We start from the raw sequence: 19,780 nt of genomic DNA on the forward strand, positions 1-19,780 counted from the left end.
GTCACGGCAGGGAGGATCGTCAATGCTACTTGATGAATCCGTGAAGCTTCAGGGCAGCGCGTCGCCCAGCAGGCGGGTGAACTCGTCCGAGGGCAACGCCTGCGAGATGAGGAAACCCTGCACCTGGCTACACCCCAGCTGGCGCAGTGCGGCCAGGTCAGCATCGCTTTCCACGCCCTCGGCCACGATGGTCAGGCCGAGCTGGTTGGCCAGCGCGATGATCGTCGACAGTGTCAGGTGCAGGGCCGGATCACGGGCGCAGCCACTGACCAGTGCGCGGTCGATCTTGACCTCGGTGAAAGGCGTATTGACCAGGTTGTGGACCGAACTCAGGCCCTGCCCGAAATCATCCTGTGCCAGCCCGAAGCCCTTCATGCGCAGGCGACAGGCGCCGGCATAGAAATCACTGACGTGCCGCGTAGTGCTGTTCTCCATCAGCTCGAAGCACAGTTCGCCGGGGTTGCCTCCGAGGGCCAGGGTCAGCGCCAGCAGCTCGTCGGGCAGGTCGGACTGCTCCAGCAGATGCGGCGGCAGGTTGATGGAGACCGGTATCCGGAATCCCTGCTTGCGCCATCGGGCCTGGGCCTTGACGCTGGCCTTGAGCATCATCCGCAGCAGATCGCCTTCCAGGCCATGGCGGCACATCGCAGGCAGGAAAGTGCCCGCTGCCAGTGTCCCCAGCGTTGGATGACGCCAGCGTACCAGCGCTTCAGCCGCCACCACCCGGCCGGATTGCAGTGACTGCTTGGGCTGGAACCAGGCAGTCAAGCTGCCATCGGCCATGGCCTGCCGCAGTTGCTGGGCATCGGGCTCGGCGGGCGCGGTGCCGACAGGAGTTGCGGGCGTGGGCGGCCGCGTCTGTGCCAGTGCTTCGAACAAGGCCTGGACATCGGCCGCGGCGACCGGCTTGGGCAGCAGGCCGATCACCTCCAGCCCCAGGGATTCGGCCATCAGGCGGGCCGCGGTCATCATCCGCCGGGAGGCCGCACTGGCCAGTGCAAGCCGTGGCGGCCGCGGTTGGGCAGCCAGTGCCTGGATGAACTGGATGCCGTCCTGTCCTGGCATCAACAGGTCGCTGACCACCAGGTCGTAGGGCTGGCAGGCACACAGCGCGATCGCTGCGTCCACATCCTCGCAGGCATCGACCTGCACACCGTCGCGGCTGCCGAACAGGTTGGCAAGGAAGCCGCGCTGGAAGGGCTGGTCTTCCAGGATCAGGACACGCTGGGTCATGCGGGGTCTCCTTGGCGCAGGGCGATCAGCGCCTTGCGCAGGCGGGCGATATCGATGGGTTTGCTCAGGTAGCCCTGCATGCCACTGGCCAGGCAGCGCTCGCGTTCCTCGGCGGTGGCATTGGCGGTGGCGCCGATCACTGGCACCGGGTTGCTGTCATCGCGCAGCTGCCGCGCCAGTGCGTGACCGTCCATGCGTGGCATGTTGATATCAGTCACGACCAGGTCGAAGACCAGTTCGCGGCACAGCTGCAACGCCTCGACACCATCCTGTGCCAGTTCCACCTCGCAGCCGAGGGTGCGCAGCTGTTCGGCCAGGATCACCCGGTTGATCGGGTTGTCTTCGACGGCCAGCACGCGCAGGCCGAGCGGCATCGGCGGCGCGTCGCGCGTGGATTCTGGCAGCGCCGCGCGCCGTTGCTGCAGGCTGGCCAGTGCATTTCCGATCGCGCTCATGCAATGCAGCGTCACCACGAGGCTGCCGTCGGCGGCCACCGTGGGCTGGTCGCCACCATCGATCGAGGCCACCACCCGCGGGCCGGTCCACGCCAGCGGGGCTGTGGCCTCGCCGTCCATCAGGATGGCGCCATCATGGTCGAGCAGGGCTGGGTCGCCGCGCAGCGGCTGCGCGTTGGCGCCCCAGCGCCGCAGCCACCCGCATGCGCTGTCAACCAGATCGCGATCACGGCCACGTACCAGGATCGGCGGTTCAGGCAGCAGTGACGGGCCATCCTCCGCCGAGGCGAGTACCGGCAACGGCAGGCGGACGCTGAAGCTGCTGCCCAGCCCGGGCTCGCTCACGACCTGCAGTTCCCCGCTCATCAGGCGCACCAGGCGATCGCTGATGGAAAGGCCGAGCCCGGTGCCCTGCGCGCTGGCCGCGCTGCGGACCTGGCGGAACGGCTCGAACAGCCGCGCTTGTTCCTCGGCGGGAATACCCACGCCCGTGTCGGTCACTTGCCAGGCCAGTACGCTCGACTCACCTTCGCGCTGCACCTGGCGCACGCGCAGCACCACGCGGCCGTGCTCGGTGAACTTGATCGCGTTGCTGAGCAGGTTGCCGAGTACCTGGCGGATCCGGTCCGCGTCACCGAGGACGCGGGTGGGCAGGGCGGGATCGGTGCACACCAGTATCTGCAGCCCCTTGCATGTTGCAGATGCCGCGAAGCCGCGCAGCACGCTCTCGGTCAGCTCGCGTGGTGAGAATGAACTCGGTTCCAGGCTGAGCTGGCCCGATTCGATCTTGGAGACATCCAGCACGTCGCTGATCAGCTGAAGCAGTACCGACGAGGAGCTCTCGATGGTGCGCAGGTATTGCGATTGCCGGGCGTCCAGCGAGGTACGGCCAAGCAGCTCCAGGGTTCCCAGCACGCCGTAAAGCGGCGTGCGTATCTCATGGCTCATGGTGGCCAGGAACGCGCTCTTGGCCTGGTTGGCAGCGTCTGCGGCCTGGCGTGCCGATGACAGTGCTGCCTGCGCCTGGCGGTGCCGCGAGATGTCGTGGAAGACGCACAGGAGCACATCATCGCTCTGGTAGCGGCAAGCGGCATGCAGCACCTGCAGCTGCCGGCCCTCGCGGGTGGTGAACTCCAGCCCACGGCCCCGCTCGCCGGCATGCCCGCGCCAGGGGGCATGCCAGTCGCCATCCTCGCCATCGTCGCCCAGCCAGTCGCGCAGCAGCTGGTTGGAGAGCAGCAGCTGTCGGTCGCTGCGGCGCAGCACGCAGATCCCGACCGGCGCCATGTCGATCACGGTTGAACTGAAGTCCAGGTTTTCCAGCAGGCGACTGTGCTGCTGCAGTGCGGGTTGGATCAGCTGGCGGTCGACGCGATGCTGCAGCAGGCCAAGGACCCCGCCGGCCAGCAGCAGCAACAACAGGCAGACCAGCAGCGGCACGGCCAGGTCACCCAACAGCAGTGGCGGCGGCAGATGGTAGACCAGTCGCCAACCATCGTTGCCGACACTCTTCACCAGTGCGACACCCCGCGGTAGCCAGCCACTCCAGAGTGTGCCGAAGCTGTCGTCCTGGCGCTGCAGCAGAGTCGTCCAGCCCGCCCTGTCGAGCCGGGGCGCCTGGCTCGACAGGGCCGGTTGTCCCGCACGGTCGAGCAGCGCATAGCCCCCGATGCCTTGGCCGTCGATCACACTCGTTGCCGCAGCGCCATCCAGCAGCAGCACCAGCCATTGCGTCGGATGAGGACCGGCGTGCAACGGCCGGGCCAATGCCACGCCCGTGTCGCCCGGTCGCATCCAGTACACCGGATCTGCGCCACCAGGGAGGCCGCGGGCCTGCAGGGCGCGCAGCGACGGCAGATCGGCAGGGCGGGCATTGCTCTTGTCACCGGCCAGCCAACGAGTGCCGTCCGCATCAACCAGCGCCAGCTGTGTCTGCAGTGCCCGCAGCGTGCGTTCGGCACGTGCCGAGAGCAGCAATTGCTGGCCCGGGAGGCCATCCGCCGTGCGCGGACGCTCCAGCGGGATCCGGCGCACGCCGTCACTATCTATTGCTGCTGCGGCGCCTTGCACCACTGAATCACCCAGGTACCGCAGCAGCGCCTCGCGCTGGTCGAAGTAGACCTGTGCCCTGTATGCGGCGGCATTCATTTCCCGTCGGTGGTGCGAGATGTCCTCGGTGAGCGCTGCGAGCAGGTAGAAGCCCGCAGCTGCGGCCAGGCAGATGAACACGCACACGGTCAGGACGCGCAGCAGCACCGAGGCGGTGATGGGCGGTGCGGCCTGCGACAGCGAAGAGCGAGGAGTACGGAACATATACCGATGCTAGGAAGCGGGCAGAAGTGGCGGAATCAGCCGTTTCCTAAAGTCCGCTGCCATCGCGTCGCACCGGGCCCTGTCCCCACTTCCGCTCCCGGCCCGCACGCCGGGCGTGGCCAGGCGTTACCCTCTCCGGCACATCCTCGCTGGAGTGCTCTCCGATGAAACTGCAACTGGCGCTGTCCGCGCTGCTGTTCCTGCCACTGCTTGCCCAAGGCGCGCCGGCCCGCTCGCCGCTGCTGGTCATCCACGGCGGTGCCGGCGTCGAGCGCAAGGACCTGTCGCCGGCAGAAGAGAAGGTCGCGCGCGAAGCGTTGCGCGCGGCCCTGCTGAAGGGGCATGCCGAACTGGCGGCCGGCCGGCCGGCGCTGGCTGCGGTCACCGCGGCGATCACCGTGCTGGAGGACGCCCCGGCCTTCAACGCCGGCAAGGGCGCGGTCTTCACCCACGAAGGCCGCAATGAACTGGATGCAGCGGTAATGGATGGCGCCACCCAGGCCGCCGGTGCGGTCGCCGGCGTGCAGCGGGTGCGTAACCCGGTCCTGCTGGCGCAGGCGGTGATGCAGAAGTCCAGGCACGTGATGATGGTCGGGCAGGGCGCCGAGGCCTTCGCGGTGGAGCAGGGCATGTCCCTGGTCGATCCGTCCTACTTCCGCACCGACAAGCGCTGGCAGCAACTGCAGCGCGCACTGAAGGAAGAGGCCAGCGGCCAGGCGCATGCCGAGCCGGAGACGGCCAAGCACTTCGGTACCGTGGGCGCGGTCGCGCTCGATGCACAGGGGCATCTGGCCGCCGGAACCTCCACCGGCGGCATGACCAACAAGCGCTATGGCCGCGTGGGCGACTCGCCGATCATCGGCGCCGGTACCTGGGCCGACGCTGGCTGCGCGGTCTCAGGGACGGGCTGGGGCGAGTACTACATCCGTACTGCGGCGGCGCACGAGATCTGCGCACGCATGCGCTACCAGGGGCAGAGCCCGGAACAGGCCGGCAGGGGCGTCATCAACGAGGCGATTCCGCAGATGGGGGGCGACGGCGGGGCGATCGTGCTCGCCGCCGACGGGCGGATGGCCACGCCGTTCAGCACCCAGGGCATGTATCGGGGCTGGATCGGTGCCGACGGTGTCCCCCATGTCGCAATTTTCGCCAGCGAGGCGTTGCAGCCTCCTGGTCAATAGCCTTGCGTATCAGTGGGTTTGCGACGCATGTGAAAAAAAGTGAAAAAAAGCGTTGACAGGCCCCTGCTTCATCTCCAGAATTGCGGGCTCACCACCACACACCGCAACGCTTCGGCGGGCCGGGATGGGGTGGCAAGGAGGGATACCCAAGCGGCCAACGGGGGCAGACTGTAAATCTGCTGGCTTACGCCTTCGGTGGTTCGAATCCACCTCCCTCCACCAGTTTCACGTTGTGACATCCCCGGCGCGGGAGTAGTTCAATGGTAGAACCTCAGCCTTCCAAGCTGATGGTGCGGGTTCGATTCCCGTCTCCCGCTCCATTGGATGAACTTTGAATACTACAGAGTTCATGTCATAATGCAAAACTCGGCTCACGTAGCTCAGTCGGTAGAGCACTTCCTTGGTAAGGAAGAGGTCGAAGGTTCGATTCCTTTCGTGAGCACCATCTTCAGCATCACCTCTCAGACGAATTCGAGATAAGCAGCCATGGCCAAGGGTAAGTTCGAGCGCACCAAGCCGCACGTCAACGTCGGCACCATCGGTCACGTCGACCACGGCAAGACCACGCTGACCGCCGCACTGACCAAGATCGGTGCCGAGCGCTTCGGTGGCGAGTTCAAGGACTACTCCTCGATCGACGCCGCGCCGGAAGAAAAGGCTCGTGGTATCACGATCTCGACCGCGCACGTCGAATACGAATCCCCGATCCGTCACTACGCCCACGTTGACTGCCCGGGCCACGCTGACTACGTCAAGAACATGATCACCGGTGCCGCCCAGATGGACGGCGCGATCCTGGTGTGCTCGGCCGCTGACGGCCCGATGCCGCAGACCCGCGAGCACATCCTGCTGTCGCGCCAGGTCGGCGTGCCGTACATCGTGGTGTTCCTGAACAAGGCCGACATGGTCGACGACGCCGAGCTGCTCGAGCTGGTCGAGATGGAAGTGCGCGAGCTGCTGAGCAAGTACGAGTTCCCGGGCGACGACACCCCGATCATTGCCGGTTCGGCCCGCCTGGCGCTGGAAGGCGACCAGAGCGAGATCGGCGTGCCGGCCATCCTGAAGCTGGTCGACGCGCTGGACAGCTGGATTCCGGAGCCGGAGCGTGCGATCGACAAGCCGTTCCTGATGCCGGTGGAAGACGTGTTCTCGATCTCGGGCCGCGGCACCGTGGTGACCGGTCGTATCGAGCGTGGCGTGATCAAGGTCGGTGACGAAATCGAAATCGTCGGTATCCGTCCGACCCAGAAGACCACCGTCACCGGCGTGGAAATGTTCCGCAAGCTGCTGGACCAGGGCCAGGCAGGTGACAACGCCGGTCTGCTGCTGCGCGGCACCAAGCGTGATGACGTCGAGCGCGGCCAGGTTCTGGCCAAGCCGGGCACCATCACCCCGCACACCGAGTTCGAAGGCGAAGTGTACGTGCTGTCGAAGGACGAAGGCGGCCGCCACACCCCGTTCTTCAACGGCTACCGCCCGCAGTTCTACTTCCGCACCACCGACATCACCGGCGCTGCCAAGCTGCCGGAAGGCGTCGAAATGGTGATGCCGGGTGACAACGTCAAGATGACCGTCACCCTGATCAACCCGGTGGCGATGGACGAAGGCCTGCGCTTCGCCATCCGCGAAGGTGGCCGTACCGTCGGCGCCGGCGTGGTCTCGAAGATCATCAAGTAAGCCTGCAGTGCCGGCGGTTGCTTAGCGCTGCCGGTTACGCGAATGGCGGGCCGGGAACCTCGGTCCGCCTTCGCCGTCTAAGGGAAGGCAAGTTTCAAACGTACGCCAGTAGCTCAATTGGCAGAGCAGCGGTCTCCAAAACCGCAGGTTGGGGGTTCGAGTCCCTCCTGGCGTGCCATCTGCCCACCTTATCCAGCGGCCTGGGCCGCTAAAGCAGACACAGCCGGATGAATAGCAAGATCGAACACTCCAAGGACACCTCCGCCAGCGGCGGGGATATCGTCAAGTATGTCGCCGCATCGTTGCTGGTGCTGGCCGGTCTGTTCGTCTGGTTCTGGTTCTCCGCCGACTCCGGTCGCGCTGCCCAGCTGGGCGCGTGGGCGGGTCAGTTGCGTGCGTTGGCGGTCGTGGTCGGTCTGGTTGGCGGTGTCGGCGTGTTCATGCTGACCGGCAAGGGGCGCGACACCCGCGAATTCCTCTCCGAGTCGCGTTTCGAACTGCGCAAGGTGGTCTGGCCGACGCGCCAGGAAGCCATCCGCATGACGTGGGTCGTGATCGTCGTGGTGCTCATCCTCAGCCTGCTGCTGGGTGGCTTCGACTTCCTGATCCAGAAACTGACTCAGTGGTTCCTGAGCCGCTAAGGAGAATTGCATGAAGCGTTGGTACGTCGTTCACGCCTATTCGGGCTTCGAGAAGTCGGTGGCGCAGGCCCTGCGTGATCGCATCGTCCGTGACGGCATGGAAGAGCGCTTTGGCGACGTCCTGGTCCCGACCGAAGAAGTGGTCGAGATGCGCGCGGGTCAGAAGCGCCGCTCGGAGCGCAAGTTCTTCCCCGGTTACGTGCTGGTCCAGATCGAGACCCACGAGGAAGCCGGTATTCCGCGCATCGACAACGAAAGCTGGCACCTGGTCAAGGAAACTCCGCGTGTGATGGGCTTCATCGGCGGCACCGCCGATCGTCCCCTGCCGATCGCCGATTCCGAGGCCGAAGCTATCCTGAACCGCGTTCAGGAAGGTGTCGAAAAGCCGCGTCCGAAGGTGCTGTTCGAGCCGGGCCAGATGGTCCGCGTCACCGACGGCCCGTTCAACGATTTCAACGGTGTCGTCGAAGAGGTCAACTACGAGAAGAGCCGCCTGCGCGTCTCGGTGCTGATCTTCGGTCGTGCCACGCCGGTCGAACTCGAGTTCGGCCAGGTCGAAAAGGCCGTCTGATCTGTCCTGTAGAGTCGAGCCACACGCCCGACTCCAGGCTCAGGATGGCGGTTCAGTCGAGCATGGCTGGGCTCTACAAAGGAAACCGGGCTTGGCCCGGTTTCCTTCGTTTATATGCCTCTTCAGGCATGTGAAGAAAAAACCTGTTATAGTGCGCGGCTCCCCGCTGGGAAGCCAGCAGGATGAGGCCGCCGCGAGGTGGCCTTCAGCATGATTTCAAAACGCGATGCCGGGACGCGTGATTCCCGGTCCGATGGGGAGCCTGTTGTCGAAAGGCGCTAGCACCCGGAGAGCATTCACATGGCAAAGAAAGTTGTCGGTTACATCAAGCTGCAGGTGAAGGCCGGTCAGGCCAACCCCTCGCCGCCGGTCGGTCCTGCGCTGGGTCAGCGTGGCCTGAACATCATGGAATTCTGCAAGGCGTTCAACGCTGCCACGCAGAAGCTCGAGCCGGGCCTGCCGGTTCCGGTGATCATCACGGCCTACTCGGACCGTACGTTCACCTTCATCACCAAGAGCACCCCGGCCACCACCCTGCTGAAGAAGGCCGCTGGCATCTCGTCGGGCTCCAAGCGCCCGAACACCGAGAAGGTCGGCAAGGTCACCCGTAAGCAGCTGGAAGAGATCGCCAAGGCGAAGGAACCGGATCTGACTGCCGCCGACCTGGACGCCGCCGTGCGTACCATCGCTGGCTCTGCCCGTTCCATGGGCCTCGTGGTGGAGGGTTAATAAGATGGCACAGACCAAGCGTGAGAAGGCCATCAAGGCCGCCGTCGTTCCGGGCAAGGCGTACGCCTTCGAGGACGCGATCAACATCCTGAAGACCGCCACCAAGGCCAAGTTCGTCGAGTCGATCGACGTTGCCGTGCGCCTGGGCGTTGATGCGAAGAAGTCCGACCAGCAGGTCCGTGGCTCCACCGTGCTGCCGGCCGGTACCGGCAAGTCGGTCCGCGTCGCCGTGTTCGCTCCGGCGGGTGCCAAGGCTGACGAAGCCCTGGCCGCTGGCGCCGACGCCGTTGGCATGGACGACCTGGCCGAGAAGATGCAGGCCGGTGACCTGAACTACGACGTCGTCATCGCGACCCCGGACGCCATGCGCGTCGTCGGCAAGCTGGGCACCGTGCTGGGTCCGCGCGGCCTGATGCCGAACCCGAAGGTCGGCACCGTTTCCCCGAACCCGGGCGAAGCCGTGAAGAACGCCAAGTCGGGCCAGGTCCGTTACCGCACCGACAAGGCCGGCATCATCCACTGCACCATCGGCAAGGCCGACTTCGCCGAAGACGCGCTGAAGTCGAACCTGACCGCGCTGCTGCTGGACCTGATCAAGGCCAAGCCGGCCACCTCGAAGGGCACCTACCTGCAGAAGGTCTCGGTCAGCTCGACGATGGGCCCGGGCGTCACCGTCGACCAGTCGTCGCTGACCCTGAAGTAATTGTTTGAAGCGGTCACGGCGCCCCGGGTGCCGTGACCGTGACATTTGAAGGCGTCGCTGGCAGTGCATCGCCCGCGGTAGCCGTCAAAGACCGCAGGCGCGGTCGTGGCAATACCGGCGACGGGCACGGAAGCTCGATCTGGCAGGGAGTCGCCGCCGGAGCAGTCATGAACGCTTAATCGATTCCCCGGAATCACCCTGCGTAGATGGTGCCCTTCTGGAGTTTTTCTGGTTCACGCACGTCTGGGTTTCCCAGGTTGGCCCACTCCAGGTCTAGAACGGCCCACCCCCCGGAACATCATCCCGGTGTTCCCGGCGTCCAGGACGGATGCCGCACAGGACCGCACACGGCAGGAGCCGTAAGCGGAGTTCAATAGGAGGAGTGCAATGGCTCTCAATCTGTCCCAGAAGCAAGAAGTAGTCGCCGAGCTGGCAGACGTCGCCGCCAAGGCCCACTCCTTGATCGCAGCCGAATACGCTGGCACCACGGTCGCCCAGATGACCGCGATGCGCAAGCAGGCTCGTGAAACCGGTGTTTTCTTGAAGGTTGTCAAGAACACCCTGGCTTCGCGCGCCGTTGAAGGCACCGAGTTCGCAGTTGCCCAGGACCAGATGGTTGGTCCGCTGCTGTATGCGTTCTCGCTCGAGGAGCCCGGCGCTGCCGGTCGCCTGATCAAGGAAGCCGCCAAGGGCAACGACAAGCTGAAGGCTAAGGTCGTCGCCATCGGTGGCGAAGTGTTCCCGGCAAGCCACGTCGAAGTGCTGGCCTCGTTGCCGACCCGCGATCAGGCCCTGGCCATGCTGGCCCGCGTCCTGACCGAGCCGGTCACGATGTTCGCCCGCGCCGTCAAGGCCGTTGGCGAGAAGCAGGGTGGTGGCGAAACCGCCGCTGCCGAACCGGCCGCCGAGACCGCCTGAGTTACGACTTACCGTGGTTCCTGACGGAACCCCAACCCAGAAAATCATCCAAAGGTATTTATCATGTCCCTTACCAACGAACAGATCGTCGACGCCATCGCCGAGAAGTCCCTGATGGAAGTGATGGAGCTGGTCAAGGCCATCGAAGAGAAGTTCGGCGTCTCCGCCGCCGCTCCGGTTGCCGTGGCTGCTGCCGCTGGCCCGGCCGCTGCTGTTGAAGAGCAGACCGAGTTCACCGTCACCCTGAAGACCGCCGGCGACAAGAAGGTCGAAGTCATCAAGGCCGTCCGCGCCATCACCGGCCTGGGCCTGAAGGAAGCGAAGGACCTGGCCGAAGCCGGTGGCGTCCTGAAGGAAGGCGCTTCGAAGGAAGACGCCGAGAAGATGAAGAAGGACCTGGAAGCTGCTGGCGCGACTGTCGAAGTCAAGTAAGCACTTCCCTTGCATCGTCATCGATTCGCGGCGATGCAGCCAAGGCTGGGGGCGTAAGCCCCCGGCCTTTGGTCGTTGTAGCGGTAATGTGGATCCACGGTGTGCGTGGATGCACACGCGGTAAAGAAAGCCCAACACGGGCTGCGGTCAGACCCCGGCAGGCAAGGCGCATCGCGCGGCGGCGGGGGAGTGGATGCAGACGAGTTGGCAGTTGGAAGTAGCGGGAGAAGGCGTGCTGGTGCCGGCAATACCAGCGACTTCCAACTGACAATTTCAAGTTCCCTTCAGGGTCGTGGACGCACGGCCCGCACAACAAGGTGGAAGACCTCATGACGTCCTATTCGTTCACCGAAAAAAAGCGTATCCGCAAGGATTTCGGCAAGCAGCGCTCGATCCTCGAAGTGCCGTTCCTGCTCGCCATCCAGGTGGATTCCTATCGTGAATTCCTGCAGGAAAACGTCGATCCGGCCAAGCGCTCGGACCACGGCCTGCACGCTGCGTTGAAGTCGGTCTTCCCGATCGCCAGCTACAGCGGCAATGCCGCCCTGGAATACGTCGGCTACAAGCTGGGCGAGCCGGTCTTCGACGAGCGTGAGTGCCGCCAGCGTGGCATGAGCTACGGCGCCCCGCTGCGCGTGACCGTGCGCCTGGTGATCTACGACCGCGAGTCGTCGACCAAGGCCATCAAGTACGTGAAGGAGCAGGAGGTCTATCTGGGCGAAATCCCGCTGATGACCGAGAACGGCACCTTCATCGTCAACGGCACCGAGCGCGTCATCGTCTCCCAGCTGCACCGCTCGCCGGGCGTGTTCTTCGACCACGACCGCGGCAAGACCCACAGCTCGGGCAAGCTGCTGTACAGCGCCCGCATCATTCCCTACCGCGGCTCCTGGCTGGACTTCGAGTTCGATCCGAAGGACGCGCTGTTCACCCGTATCGACCGTCGCCGCAAGCTGCCGGTGTCGATCCTGCTGCGCGCGCTTGGCTACAGCAACGAAGAGATGCTGGCCGAGTTCTTCGAGATCAACACCTTCCACATCAACCCGGATGAAGGCGTCCAGCTGGAGCTGGTGCCGGAACGCCTGCGTGGCGAAACCCTGGGCTTCGACCTCGCCGACGGCGACAAGGTCATCGTGGAAGCCGGCAAGCGCATCACCGCACGCCACATCAAGCAGCTGGAAGCCTCGGGCATCGCTGCCCTGGCCGTGCCGGACGACTACCTGGTCGGCCGCATCCTGTCGCACGACGTGGTCGACGCCTCGACCGGCGAACTGCTGGCCCAGGCCAACGACGAGATCAGCGACGAACAGCTGCAGAACTTCCGCAAGGCCGGCGTTGACGCGGTCGGTACCCTGTGGGTGAACGACCTGGATCGTGGCCCGTACCTGTCCAACACCCTGCGCATCGACCCGACCAAGACCCAGCTGGAAGCCCTGGTCGAAATCTACCGCATGATGCGCCCGGGCGAGCCGCCGACCAAGGATGCCGCGCAGAACCTGTTCCACAACCTGTTCTTCACCTTCGAGCGCTACGACCTGTCCGCGGTCGGCCGCATGAAGTTCAACCGTCGCGTGGGCCGCAAGGAAACCACCGGCGAAGCCGTGCTGTACGACAGCAAGTACTTCGGCGAGCGCAACGACGAAGAGTCCAAGCGCCTGGTGGCCGCCCATGGCCAGAGCTCGGACATCCTGGACGTGATCAAGGTCCTGACCGAGATCCGCAACGGCCGCGGCGTGGTCGACGATATCGACCACCTGGGCAACCGCCGCGTGCGTTCGGTCGGCGAAATGGCCGAGAACGTGTTCCGCGTGGGCCTGGTGCGCGTCGAGCGCGCGGTCAAGGAGCGCCTGTCGATGGCCGAGTCCGAGGGCCTGACCCCGCAGGAGCTGATCAACGCCAAGCCGGTCGCCGCTGCCATCAAGGAATTCTTCGGTTCCTCGCAGCTGTCGCAGTTCATGGACCAGAACAACCCGCTGTCGGAAGTGACGCACAAGCGTCGCGTCTCGGCGCTGGGCCCGGGCGGCCTGACCCGTGAGCGCGCCGGCTTCGAAGTGCGCGACGTGCACCCGACCCACTACGGCCGCGTCTGCACCATCGAAACCCCGGAAGGCCCGAACATCGGCCTGATCAACTCGCTGGCCGTGTACGCCCGCACCAACCAGTACGGCTTCCTCGAGACCCCGTACCGCAAGGTCGTGGACGGCAAGGTCTCCGACGAGATCGAATTCCTGTCGGCGATCGAAGAAAACGAGTACGTCATTGCGCAGGCCAACGCGCTGACCGACGCCAAGGGCACCCTGACCGAGCAGTTCGTTCCGTGCCGCTTCCAGGGCGAATCGCTGCTGAAGCCGCCGGCGGAAGTGCACTTCATGGACGTCTCGCCGATGCAGACCGTGTCGATCGCGGCCGCGCTGGTTCCGTTCCTGGAGCACGATGACGCCAACCGTGCACTGATGGGCGCCAACATGCAGCGCCAGGCCGTGCCGACCCTGCGTGCGCAGAAGCCGCTGGTCGGTACCGGTATCGAGCGCGCCGTGGCGCGTGACTCCGGCGTGACCGTGAACGCCCGCCGTGGTGGTGAGATCGTGCAGATCGACGCCGCCCGCATCGTGGTCAAGGTCAACGAGGAAGAGATCGTTGGCGCCACCGATGCAGGCGTGGACATCTACAACCTGGTCAAGTACACCCGTTCGAACCAGAACACCTGCATCAACCAGCGCCCGCTGGTCCAGGTGGGTGACGTCATCGCCCGTGGCGACGTGCTGGCCGATGGCCCGTCCACCGACATCGGCGAACTGGCCCTGGGCCAGAACATGCTGATCGCGTTCATGCCGTGGAACGGCTACAACTTCGAAGACTCCATCCTGCTCTCCGAGCGCGTGGTGGAAGAGGATCGCTACACCACGATCCACATCGAAGAGCTGACCTGCGTCGCGCGCGACACCAAGCTGGGACCGGAGGAAATCTCCGCCGACATCCCGAACGTCTCCGAGCAGGCGCTGAACCGCCTGGACGAGAGCGGCGTGGTGTACATCGGTGCGGAAGTCCGCGCCGGCGACATCCTGGTCGGCAAGGTCACCCCGAAGGGCGAAAGCCAGCTGACCCCGGAAGAGAAGCTGCTGCGCGCGATCTTCGGCGAGAAGGCTTCGGACGTTAAGGACAGCTCGCTGCGCGTTCCGCCGGGCATGGACGGCACCGTCATCGACGTGCAGGTCTTCACCCGCGACGGCATCGAGAAGGACAAGCGTGCCCGCCAGATCGAAGAGTCTGAAATCAAGCGCGTCAAGAAGGACTTCGACGACCAGTTCCGCATCCTGGAAGCGGCCATCTACATGCGCCTGCGCTCGCAGATCGTGGGCAAGGTGGTCAACGGTGGTGCCGGCCTGAAGAAGGGTGACGTGATCACCGACGCGTTCCTGGATGGCCTGAAGAAGGCTGACTGGTTCGCCCTGCGCATGAAGGACGAGGACGCTTCGGAGGCCATCGAGCGCGCCCAGAAGCAGATCCAGGCGCACGAGAAGGAGTTCGAGCGTCGCTTCGCCGACAAGCGCGGCAAGATCACCGCCGGTGACGATCTCGCCCCGGGTGTGCTGAAGATGGTCAAGGTATTCCTGGCCGTGAAGCGCCGCATCCAGCCGGGCGACAAGATGGCAGGCCGCCACGGCAACAAGGGCGTGGTGTCCAACGTGGTGCCGGTCGAGGACATGCCGTACATGGCCTCGGGCGAAACCGTGGACATCGTGTTGAACCCGCTGGGCGTGCCGTCGCGCATGAACATCGGCCAGATCCTGGAAGTGCACCTGGGCTGGGCAGCCAAGGGCCTGGGCCGCAAGATCCAGGCAATGCTGGAAGCCCAGGCTGCGGTCGCCGACCTGCGCAAGTTCCTGGACGACATCTACAACCACGACGACACCAACGTGGCCAACCGTGTCGACCTGTCGCAGTTCAGCGACGAGGAACTGCTGCGCTTGGCCCGCAACCTGACCGACGGCGTGCCGATGGCCACCCCGGTGTTCGACGGCGCCACCGAAGCGGAAATCAAGCGCATGCTGGAACTGGCCGACCTGCCGAGCAGTGGCCAGACCCAGCTGTACGACGGCCGCACCGGTGAAGCGTTCGATCGCCACACCACCGTCGGTTACATGCACTACCTGAAGCTGAACCACCTGGTCGACGACAAGATGCACGCCCGTTCGACCGGCCCGTACTCGCTCGTCACCCAGCAGCCGCTGGGCGGCAAGGCGCAGTTCGGCGGCCAGCGCTTCGGTGAAATGGAAGTCTGGGCGCTGGAAGCCTACGGCGCGGCCTACACCCTGCAGGAAATGCTGACGGTGAAGTCCGATGACGTGCAGGGCCGCAACCAGATGTACAAGAACATCGTCGACGGTGAGCACGAGATGGTCGCGGGCATGCCGGAATCCTTCAACGTGCTCGTGAAGGAAATCCGCTCGCTGGCCATCAACATGGAACTGGAAGACAACTGATCCATGCCGGCGCGGCGGCCCGCCGCCGCGCCGCTGGCAGTGACCTGAAAGCCCATCGACACAGCATTCCTCCTTCTGGAGAACACCATGAAAGACCTGCTCAACCTCTTCAACCAGCAGCGCCAGACGCTGGACTTCGACGCGATCAAGATCGCGCTGGCCTCGCCGGACCTGATCCGTTCGTGGTCCTTCGGCGAAGTGAAGAAGCCGGAAACCATCAACTACCGTACCTTCAAGCCGGAACGCGACGGCCTGTTCTGCGCCGCGATCTTCGGCCCGGTGAAGGACTACGAGTGCCTGTGCGGCAAGTACAAGCGCATGAAGCACCGCGGCGTGGTCTGCGAGAAGTGCGGCACCGAAGTGACCCTGGCCAAGGTGCGCCGCGAGCGCATGGGCCACATCGACCTGGCCTCGCCGGTCGCGCACATCTGGTTCCTGAAGTCGCTGCCGTCGCGCATCGGCCTGATGCTGGACATGACCCTGCGTGACATCGAGCGCGTGCTGTACTTCGAAGCGTACGTGGTGACCGAGCCGGGCCTGACGGCCCTGGAGCGCCGCCAGCTGCTGACCGAAGAGCAGTACCTGCAGGCCCGCCAGGAACACGGTGACGACTTCGACGCTGCCATGGGCGCCGAAGCGGTCTACGAGCTGCTGCGCACGATCGACCTGCAGTCGGAAATGACCCGCCTGCGCGAGGAAATCGCCGCCACCGGTTCGGAAACCAAGCTCAAGCGCCTCACCAAGCGCATCAAGCTGATCGAAGCCTTCCTGGAATCGGGCAACCGTCCGGAGTGGATGGTCATGACCGTGCTGCCGGTGCTGCCGCCGGACCTGCGTCCGCTGGTCCCGCTGGACGGCGGCCGTTTCGCGACCTCCGATCTGAACGACCTGTACCGCCGCGTCATCAACCGCAACAACCGCCTGCGCCGCCTGCTCGAACTGAGCGCGCCGGACATCATCGTGCGCAATGAAAAGCGCATGCTGCAGGAATCGGTCGATGCGCTGCTGGACAACGGCCGTCGCGGCCGTGCCATCACCGGCACCAACAAGCGCCCGCTGAAGTCGCTGGCCGACATGATCAAGGGCAAGCAGGGCCGCTTCCGCCAGAACCTGCTCGGCAAGCGCGTCGACTACTCGGGCCGTTCGGTCATCGTGGTCGGCCCGTACCTGCGCCTGCACCAGTGCGGCCTGCCGAAGAAGATGGCGCTGGAGCTGTTCAAGCCGTTCGTCTTCGCCAAGCTGCAGCGCCGTGGCCTGGCCACCACCATCAAGGCCGCCAAGAAGCTGGTCGAGCGCGAAGAAGCCGAAGTCTGGGACATCCTGGAAGAGGTCATCCGCGAGCATCCGGTGATGCTGAACCGTGCGCCGACCCTGCACCGCCTGGGCATCCAGGCGTTCGAGCCGGTGCTGATCGAAGGCAAGGCCATCCAGCTGCACCCGCTGGTCTGCACCGCGTTCAACGCCGACTTCGACGGTGACCAGATGGCCGTCCACGTGCCGCTCTCGCTGGAAGCCCAGCTGGAAGCGCGTGCGCTGATGATGTCGACCAACAACATCCTGTCGCCGGCCAACGGCGAGCCGATCATCGTGCCGTCGCAGGACGTGGTGCTGGGTCTGTACTACATGACCCGCTCGCTGGAAAACAAGAAGGGCGAGGGCATGGCCTTCGCCAACATCGCCGAGGTCAAGCGCGCCTACGACAACCGCGTGGTGGAACTGCACGCCAAGGTCAAGGTCCGCATCACCGAGGTGGTGACCGACGAGGACGGCAACAAGCAGAACAGGACCTCGATCGTGGATACCACGATCGGTCGCGCCCTGCTGGCTGAAATCCTGCCGGAGGGCCTGCCGTTCGCGCTGGCCAATGTCGAGCTGACCAAGAAGAACATCAGCCGCCTGATCAACTCCAGCTACCGCCAGCTCGGCCTGAAGGACACGGTCGTGTTCGCCGACAAGCTGATGTACACCGGCTTCGCCTACGCGACCCGCGCCGGCGTCTCGATCGGCATCGACGACATGCTGATCCCGGACGAGAAGAAGGGCATCCTCACCGAGGCCGAGGCCGAAGTGCTGGAAATCCAGGAACAGTACCAGTCGGGCCTGGTCACCGCCGGCGAGCGCTACAACAAGGTGGTCGACATCTGGTCGCGCACCAATGAGCGCATCGCCAAGGCGATGATGGACACCATCGGTACCGAGAAGGTGGTCAATGCCAAGGGTGAGACCATCGACCAGAAGTCGATGAACTCGCTGTACATCATGGCCGACTCCGGTGCGCGAGGCAGCCAGGCGCAGATCCGCCAGCTGGCTGGCATGCGTGGCCTGATGGCTCGCCCGGACGGCTCGATCATCGAGACGCCCATCAAGGCGAACTTCCGCGAAGGCCTGAACGTGCAGGAGTACTTCAACTCCACCCACGGTGCCCGCAAGGGCCTGGCCGATACCGCGCTGAAGACCGCGAACTCCGGTTACCTGACCCGTCGCCTGGTCGACGTCGCGCAGGACGTGGTGATCACCGAGGTCGACTGCGGGACCACCGACGGCCTGACCATGACCCCGATCGTGGAAGGCGGCGACGTGGTCGAGCCGTTGAAGGATCGCGTGCTGGGCCGCGTCGTGGCCGAGGACGTGTTCCTGCCGGGCAACGACGAAGACCCGATCGTGACCCGCAACACCCTGCTGGATGAACAGTGGGTTGCCAGGCTGGAAGATGCCGGCGTGCAGACCATCAAGGTCCGCTCGACCATCTCCTGCGAATCGGCGTTCGGCGTCTGCTCGCGCTGCTACGGCCGCGATCTGGCCCGTGGCCACCTGGTCAACATCGGTGAAGCGGTCGGCGTGATCGCCGCGCAGTCGATCGGTGAGCCGGGTACCCAGCTGACCATGCGTACGTTCCACATCGGTGGCGCGGCGTCGCGAGCGGCTGCGGTCGACAACATCACCGTCAAGACCACCGGTTCGGTCAAGTTCAACAACCTGAAGTCGGTCGAGCACGCAAATGGCTCGCTGGTGGCAGTGTCGCGCTCGGGCGAAATCTCGGTGCTCGATGCGCACGGTCGCGAGCGTGAGCGTTACAAGCTGCCTTACGGTGCCAACATCACCTCCAAGGACGGTGATGCGGTCAAGGCTGGCCAGACCGTGGCCAACTGGGATCCGCACAACCACCCGATCGTTTCGGAAGTGGCCGGTTTCGTGCGCTTCGTGGACTTCATCGACGGCATCACCGTCATCGAGAAGACCGATGAACTGACCGGCCTGGCGTCGCGTGAAATCACCGACCCGAAGCGTCGTGGCTCGCAGGGCAAGGATCTGCGTCCGCTGGTCCGCATCGTCGATGCCAAGGGCAACGACCTGTCGATCCCGGGCACCGACCTGCCGGCGCAGTACCTGCTGCCGCCGCGTTCGATCGTCAACCTGCAGGACGGCGCCCCGGTGGGCGTGGGCGACGTCGTCGCCAAGATCCCGCAGGAAGCGTCGAAGACCCGCGACATCACCGGTGGTCTGCCGCGCGTGGCCGACCTGTTCGAAGCGCGCAAGCCGAAGGATCCGGCGGTGCTGGCCGAGCGTTCGGGCATCATCAGCTTCGGCAAGGACACCAAGGGCAAGCAGCGCCTGATCATCAAGGACACCGACGGTTCGGAGCACGAAGAGCTGATCCCGAAGTACCGCCAGGTCATCGTGTTCGAAGGCGAGCATGTCACCAAGGGTGAAACCATCGTGGACGGCGAGCCGAGCCCGCAGGACATCCTGCGCCTGCTGGGCGTGGAGCCGCTGGCCGCCTACCTGGTGAAGGAAATCCAGGACGTGTACCGCCTGCAGGGCGTGAAGATCAACGACAAGCACATCGAGGTGATCACCCGCCAGATGCTGCGCAAGGTCGAGATCACCGACCAGGGCAGCAGCAAGTTCCTGAACGGCGAGCAGGTGGAGCGCCAGCGCGTGATCGAGGAGAATGCGCGCCTGTCGGCCCGCAACGAGCTCCCGGCCCGGTTCGATCCGGTGCTGCTGGGCATCACCAAGGCCTCGCTGGCGACCGAGTCGTTCATTTCGGCCGCGTCGTTCCAGGAGACGACCCGCGTGCTGACCGAAGCGGCCGTCCGCGGCACCTCGGACAACCTGCGTGGCCTGAAGGAAAACGTGATCGTCGGCCGCCTGATTCCGGCCGGTACCGGCCTGGCGTATCACAGCCAGCGCCGCCGTGGCGCCACCGGTCTCACCGAGTCGGAGATGCAGACCCTGGCCGGCACCCCGGCTGCGGTCGAGGCTCCGGCCGTTGAAGCCGAGACTGAACAGGCCTCGGGCGAAGAATGAGGTATCCGGTCCGGCCGCAGGGCCGGACCACCTTTGTTGCAGCACCCTGGCCATGCTCGGGTGACGTTTGAAGGGTAGGGTGGCGCAGGCCGCCCTGCCTGGCTGTAACGGCAGGCCGCTTCGCACACGGAA

General features: G+C 65.0%; 12 protein-coding genes and 4 tRNA genes. 14 read left to right on the forward strand and 2 right to left on the reverse strand.

The window, feature by feature from the left end; genetic code table 11:
* Window positions 1-48: 48 nt before the first annotated feature.
* Both A9K58_RS11470 and A9K58_RS11475 read right to left on the reverse strand, forming a co-directional pair.
* Window positions 49-1,233 carry an EAL domain-containing response regulator gene (locus A9K58_RS11470; protein WP_065199494.1) on the reverse strand — a complete coding sequence of 395 codons (1,185 nt, stop codon included), beginning with the start codon at window positions 1,231-1,233 and terminating at the stop codon, window positions 49-51.
* Window positions 1,230-4,001 (reverse strand): response regulator, encoded by a 2,772-nt coding sequence (locus tag A9K58_RS11475; RefSeq protein ID WP_065199495.1) that lies wholly within the window; start codon window positions 3,999-4,001, stop codon window positions 1,230-1,232. The genes A9K58_RS11470 and A9K58_RS11475 overlap by 4 nt, the downstream gene beginning before the upstream one ends.
* 164 nt (window positions 4,002-4,165) lie before the next feature.
* On the opposite strand from A9K58_RS11475, the gene A9K58_RS11480 reads away from it, so the two are divergent.
* The 14 genes from A9K58_RS11480 (at window position 4,166) to rpoC (ending at window position 19,648) form a co-directional block, all read left to right on the forward strand.
* Window positions 4,166-5,182, forward strand: coding sequence for an isoaspartyl peptidase/L-asparaginase family protein (locus A9K58_RS11480; protein WP_065199496.1), 1,017 nt, complete (start codon window positions 4,166-4,168; stop codon window positions 5,180-5,182).
* A 136-nt stretch (window positions 5,183-5,318) separates the two neighbouring features.
* A tRNA-Tyr gene (locus tag A9K58_RS11485) sits at window positions 5,319-5,404 on the forward strand.
* Window positions 5,405-5,428: 24 nt separating this feature from the next.
* Window positions 5,429-5,502 (forward strand) — tRNA-Gly (locus tag A9K58_RS11490).
* A gap of 49 nt (window positions 5,503-5,551) precedes the next feature.
* A tRNA-Thr gene (locus A9K58_RS11495) sits at window positions 5,552-5,627 on the forward strand.
* A 41-nt stretch (window positions 5,628-5,668) separates the two neighbouring features.
* Entirely contained in the window at window positions 5,669-6,859 is a 1,191-nt protein-coding gene (gene tuf / locus A9K58_RS11500) for an elongation factor Tu (protein ID WP_065199497.1), read from the forward strand.
* 102 nt (window positions 6,860-6,961) lie between these two features.
* A tRNA-Trp gene (locus tag A9K58_RS11505) sits at window positions 6,962-7,037 on the forward strand.
* A 49-nt stretch (window positions 7,038-7,086) separates the two neighbouring features.
* On the forward strand, window positions 7,087-7,500 hold the full coding sequence (gene secE, locus A9K58_RS11510; protein ID WP_065199498.1) for a preprotein translocase subunit SecE: 414 nt from the start codon (window positions 7,087-7,089) through the stop codon (window positions 7,498-7,500).
* A gap of 10 nt (window positions 7,501-7,510) precedes the next feature.
* The gene (gene nusG, locus A9K58_RS11515) at window positions 7,511-8,071 is read left to right on the forward strand and encodes a transcription termination/antitermination protein NusG (protein ID WP_004154362.1); all 561 of its coding nucleotides are present in this window, start codon (window positions 7,511-7,513) and stop codon (window positions 8,069-8,071) included.
* A gap of 300 nt (window positions 8,072-8,371) precedes the next feature.
* Window positions 8,372-8,800, forward strand: a complete 429-nt coding sequence (rplK, locus tag A9K58_RS11520; RefSeq protein ID WP_004145248.1) for a 50S ribosomal protein L11 — start codon at window positions 8,372-8,374, stop codon at window positions 8,798-8,800.
* A gap of 4 nt (window positions 8,801-8,804) precedes the next feature.
* The gene (gene rplA / locus A9K58_RS11525; protein WP_005415407.1) at window positions 8,805-9,503 is read left to right on the forward strand and encodes a 50S ribosomal protein L1; all 699 of its coding nucleotides are present in this window, start codon (window positions 8,805-8,807) and stop codon (window positions 9,501-9,503) included.
* Between the two features lie 387 nt (window positions 9,504-9,890).
* The gene (gene rplJ / locus A9K58_RS11530; RefSeq protein ID WP_065199499.1) at window positions 9,891-10,421 is read left to right on the forward strand and encodes a 50S ribosomal protein L10; all 531 of its coding nucleotides are present in this window, start codon (window positions 9,891-9,893) and stop codon (window positions 10,419-10,421) included.
* Window positions 10,422-10,484: 63 nt separating this feature from the next.
* Entirely contained in the window at window positions 10,485-10,853 is a 369-nt protein-coding gene (gene rplL, locus A9K58_RS11535; RefSeq protein ID WP_065199500.1) for a 50S ribosomal protein L7/L12, read from the forward strand.
* Between the two features lie 329 nt (window positions 10,854-11,182).
* On the forward strand, window positions 11,183-15,337 hold the full coding sequence (gene rpoB, locus A9K58_RS11540) for a DNA-directed RNA polymerase subunit beta (protein WP_065199501.1): 4,155 nt from the start codon (window positions 11,183-11,185) through the stop codon (window positions 15,335-15,337).
* 87 nt (window positions 15,338-15,424) lie between these two features.
* Window positions 15,425-19,648, forward strand: a complete 4,224-nt coding sequence (gene rpoC, locus A9K58_RS11545; RefSeq protein WP_065199502.1) for a DNA-directed RNA polymerase subunit beta' — start codon at window positions 15,425-15,427, stop codon at window positions 19,646-19,648.
* Window positions 19,649-19,780 lie beyond the last annotated feature (132 nt).

The organism is Stenotrophomonas maltophilia, from assembly GCF_001676385.1.
Taxonomy (GTDB): domain Bacteria; phylum Pseudomonadota; class Gammaproteobacteria; order Xanthomonadales; family Xanthomonadaceae; genus Stenotrophomonas; species Stenotrophomonas maltophilia_J.

Coding starts and splice junctions, on each gene's coding strand:
- secE (WP_065199498.1), top strand. CDS start 7,087: ATGAATAGCAAGATCGAACACTCCAAGGACACCTCCGCCAGCGGCGGG.
- A9K58_RS11480 (WP_065199496.1), top strand. CDS start 4,166: ATGAAACTGCAACTGGCGCTGTCCGCGCTGCTGTTCCTGCCACTGCTT.
- nusG (WP_004154362.1), top strand. CDS start 7,511: ATGAAGCGTTGGTACGTCGTTCACGCCTATTCGGGCTTCGAGAAGTCG.
- A9K58_RS11475 (WP_065199495.1), bottom strand. CDS start 4,001: ATGTTCCGTACTCCTCGCTCTTCGCTGTCGCAGGCCGCACCGCCCATC.
- tuf (WP_065199497.1), top strand. CDS start 5,669: ATGGCCAAGGGTAAGTTCGAGCGCACCAAGCCGCACGTCAACGTCGGC.
- rpoB (WP_065199501.1), top strand. CDS start 11,183: ATGACGTCCTATTCGTTCACCGAAAAAAAGCGTATCCGCAAGGATTTC.
- rplK (WP_004145248.1), top strand. CDS start 8,372: ATGGCAAAGAAAGTTGTCGGTTACATCAAGCTGCAGGTGAAGGCCGGT.
- rplL (WP_065199500.1), top strand. CDS start 10,485: ATGTCCCTTACCAACGAACAGATCGTCGACGCCATCGCCGAGAAGTCC.
- rplJ (WP_065199499.1), top strand. CDS start 9,891: ATGGCTCTCAATCTGTCCCAGAAGCAAGAAGTAGTCGCCGAGCTGGCA.
- A9K58_RS11470 (WP_065199494.1), bottom strand. CDS start 1,233: ATGACCCAGCGTGTCCTGATCCTGGAAGACCAGCCCTTCCAGCGCGGC.
- rplA (WP_005415407.1), top strand. CDS start 8,805: ATGGCACAGACCAAGCGTGAGAAGGCCATCAAGGCCGCCGTCGTTCCG.
- rpoC (WP_065199502.1), top strand. CDS start 15,425: ATGAAAGACCTGCTCAACCTCTTCAACCAGCAGCGCCAGACGCTGGAC.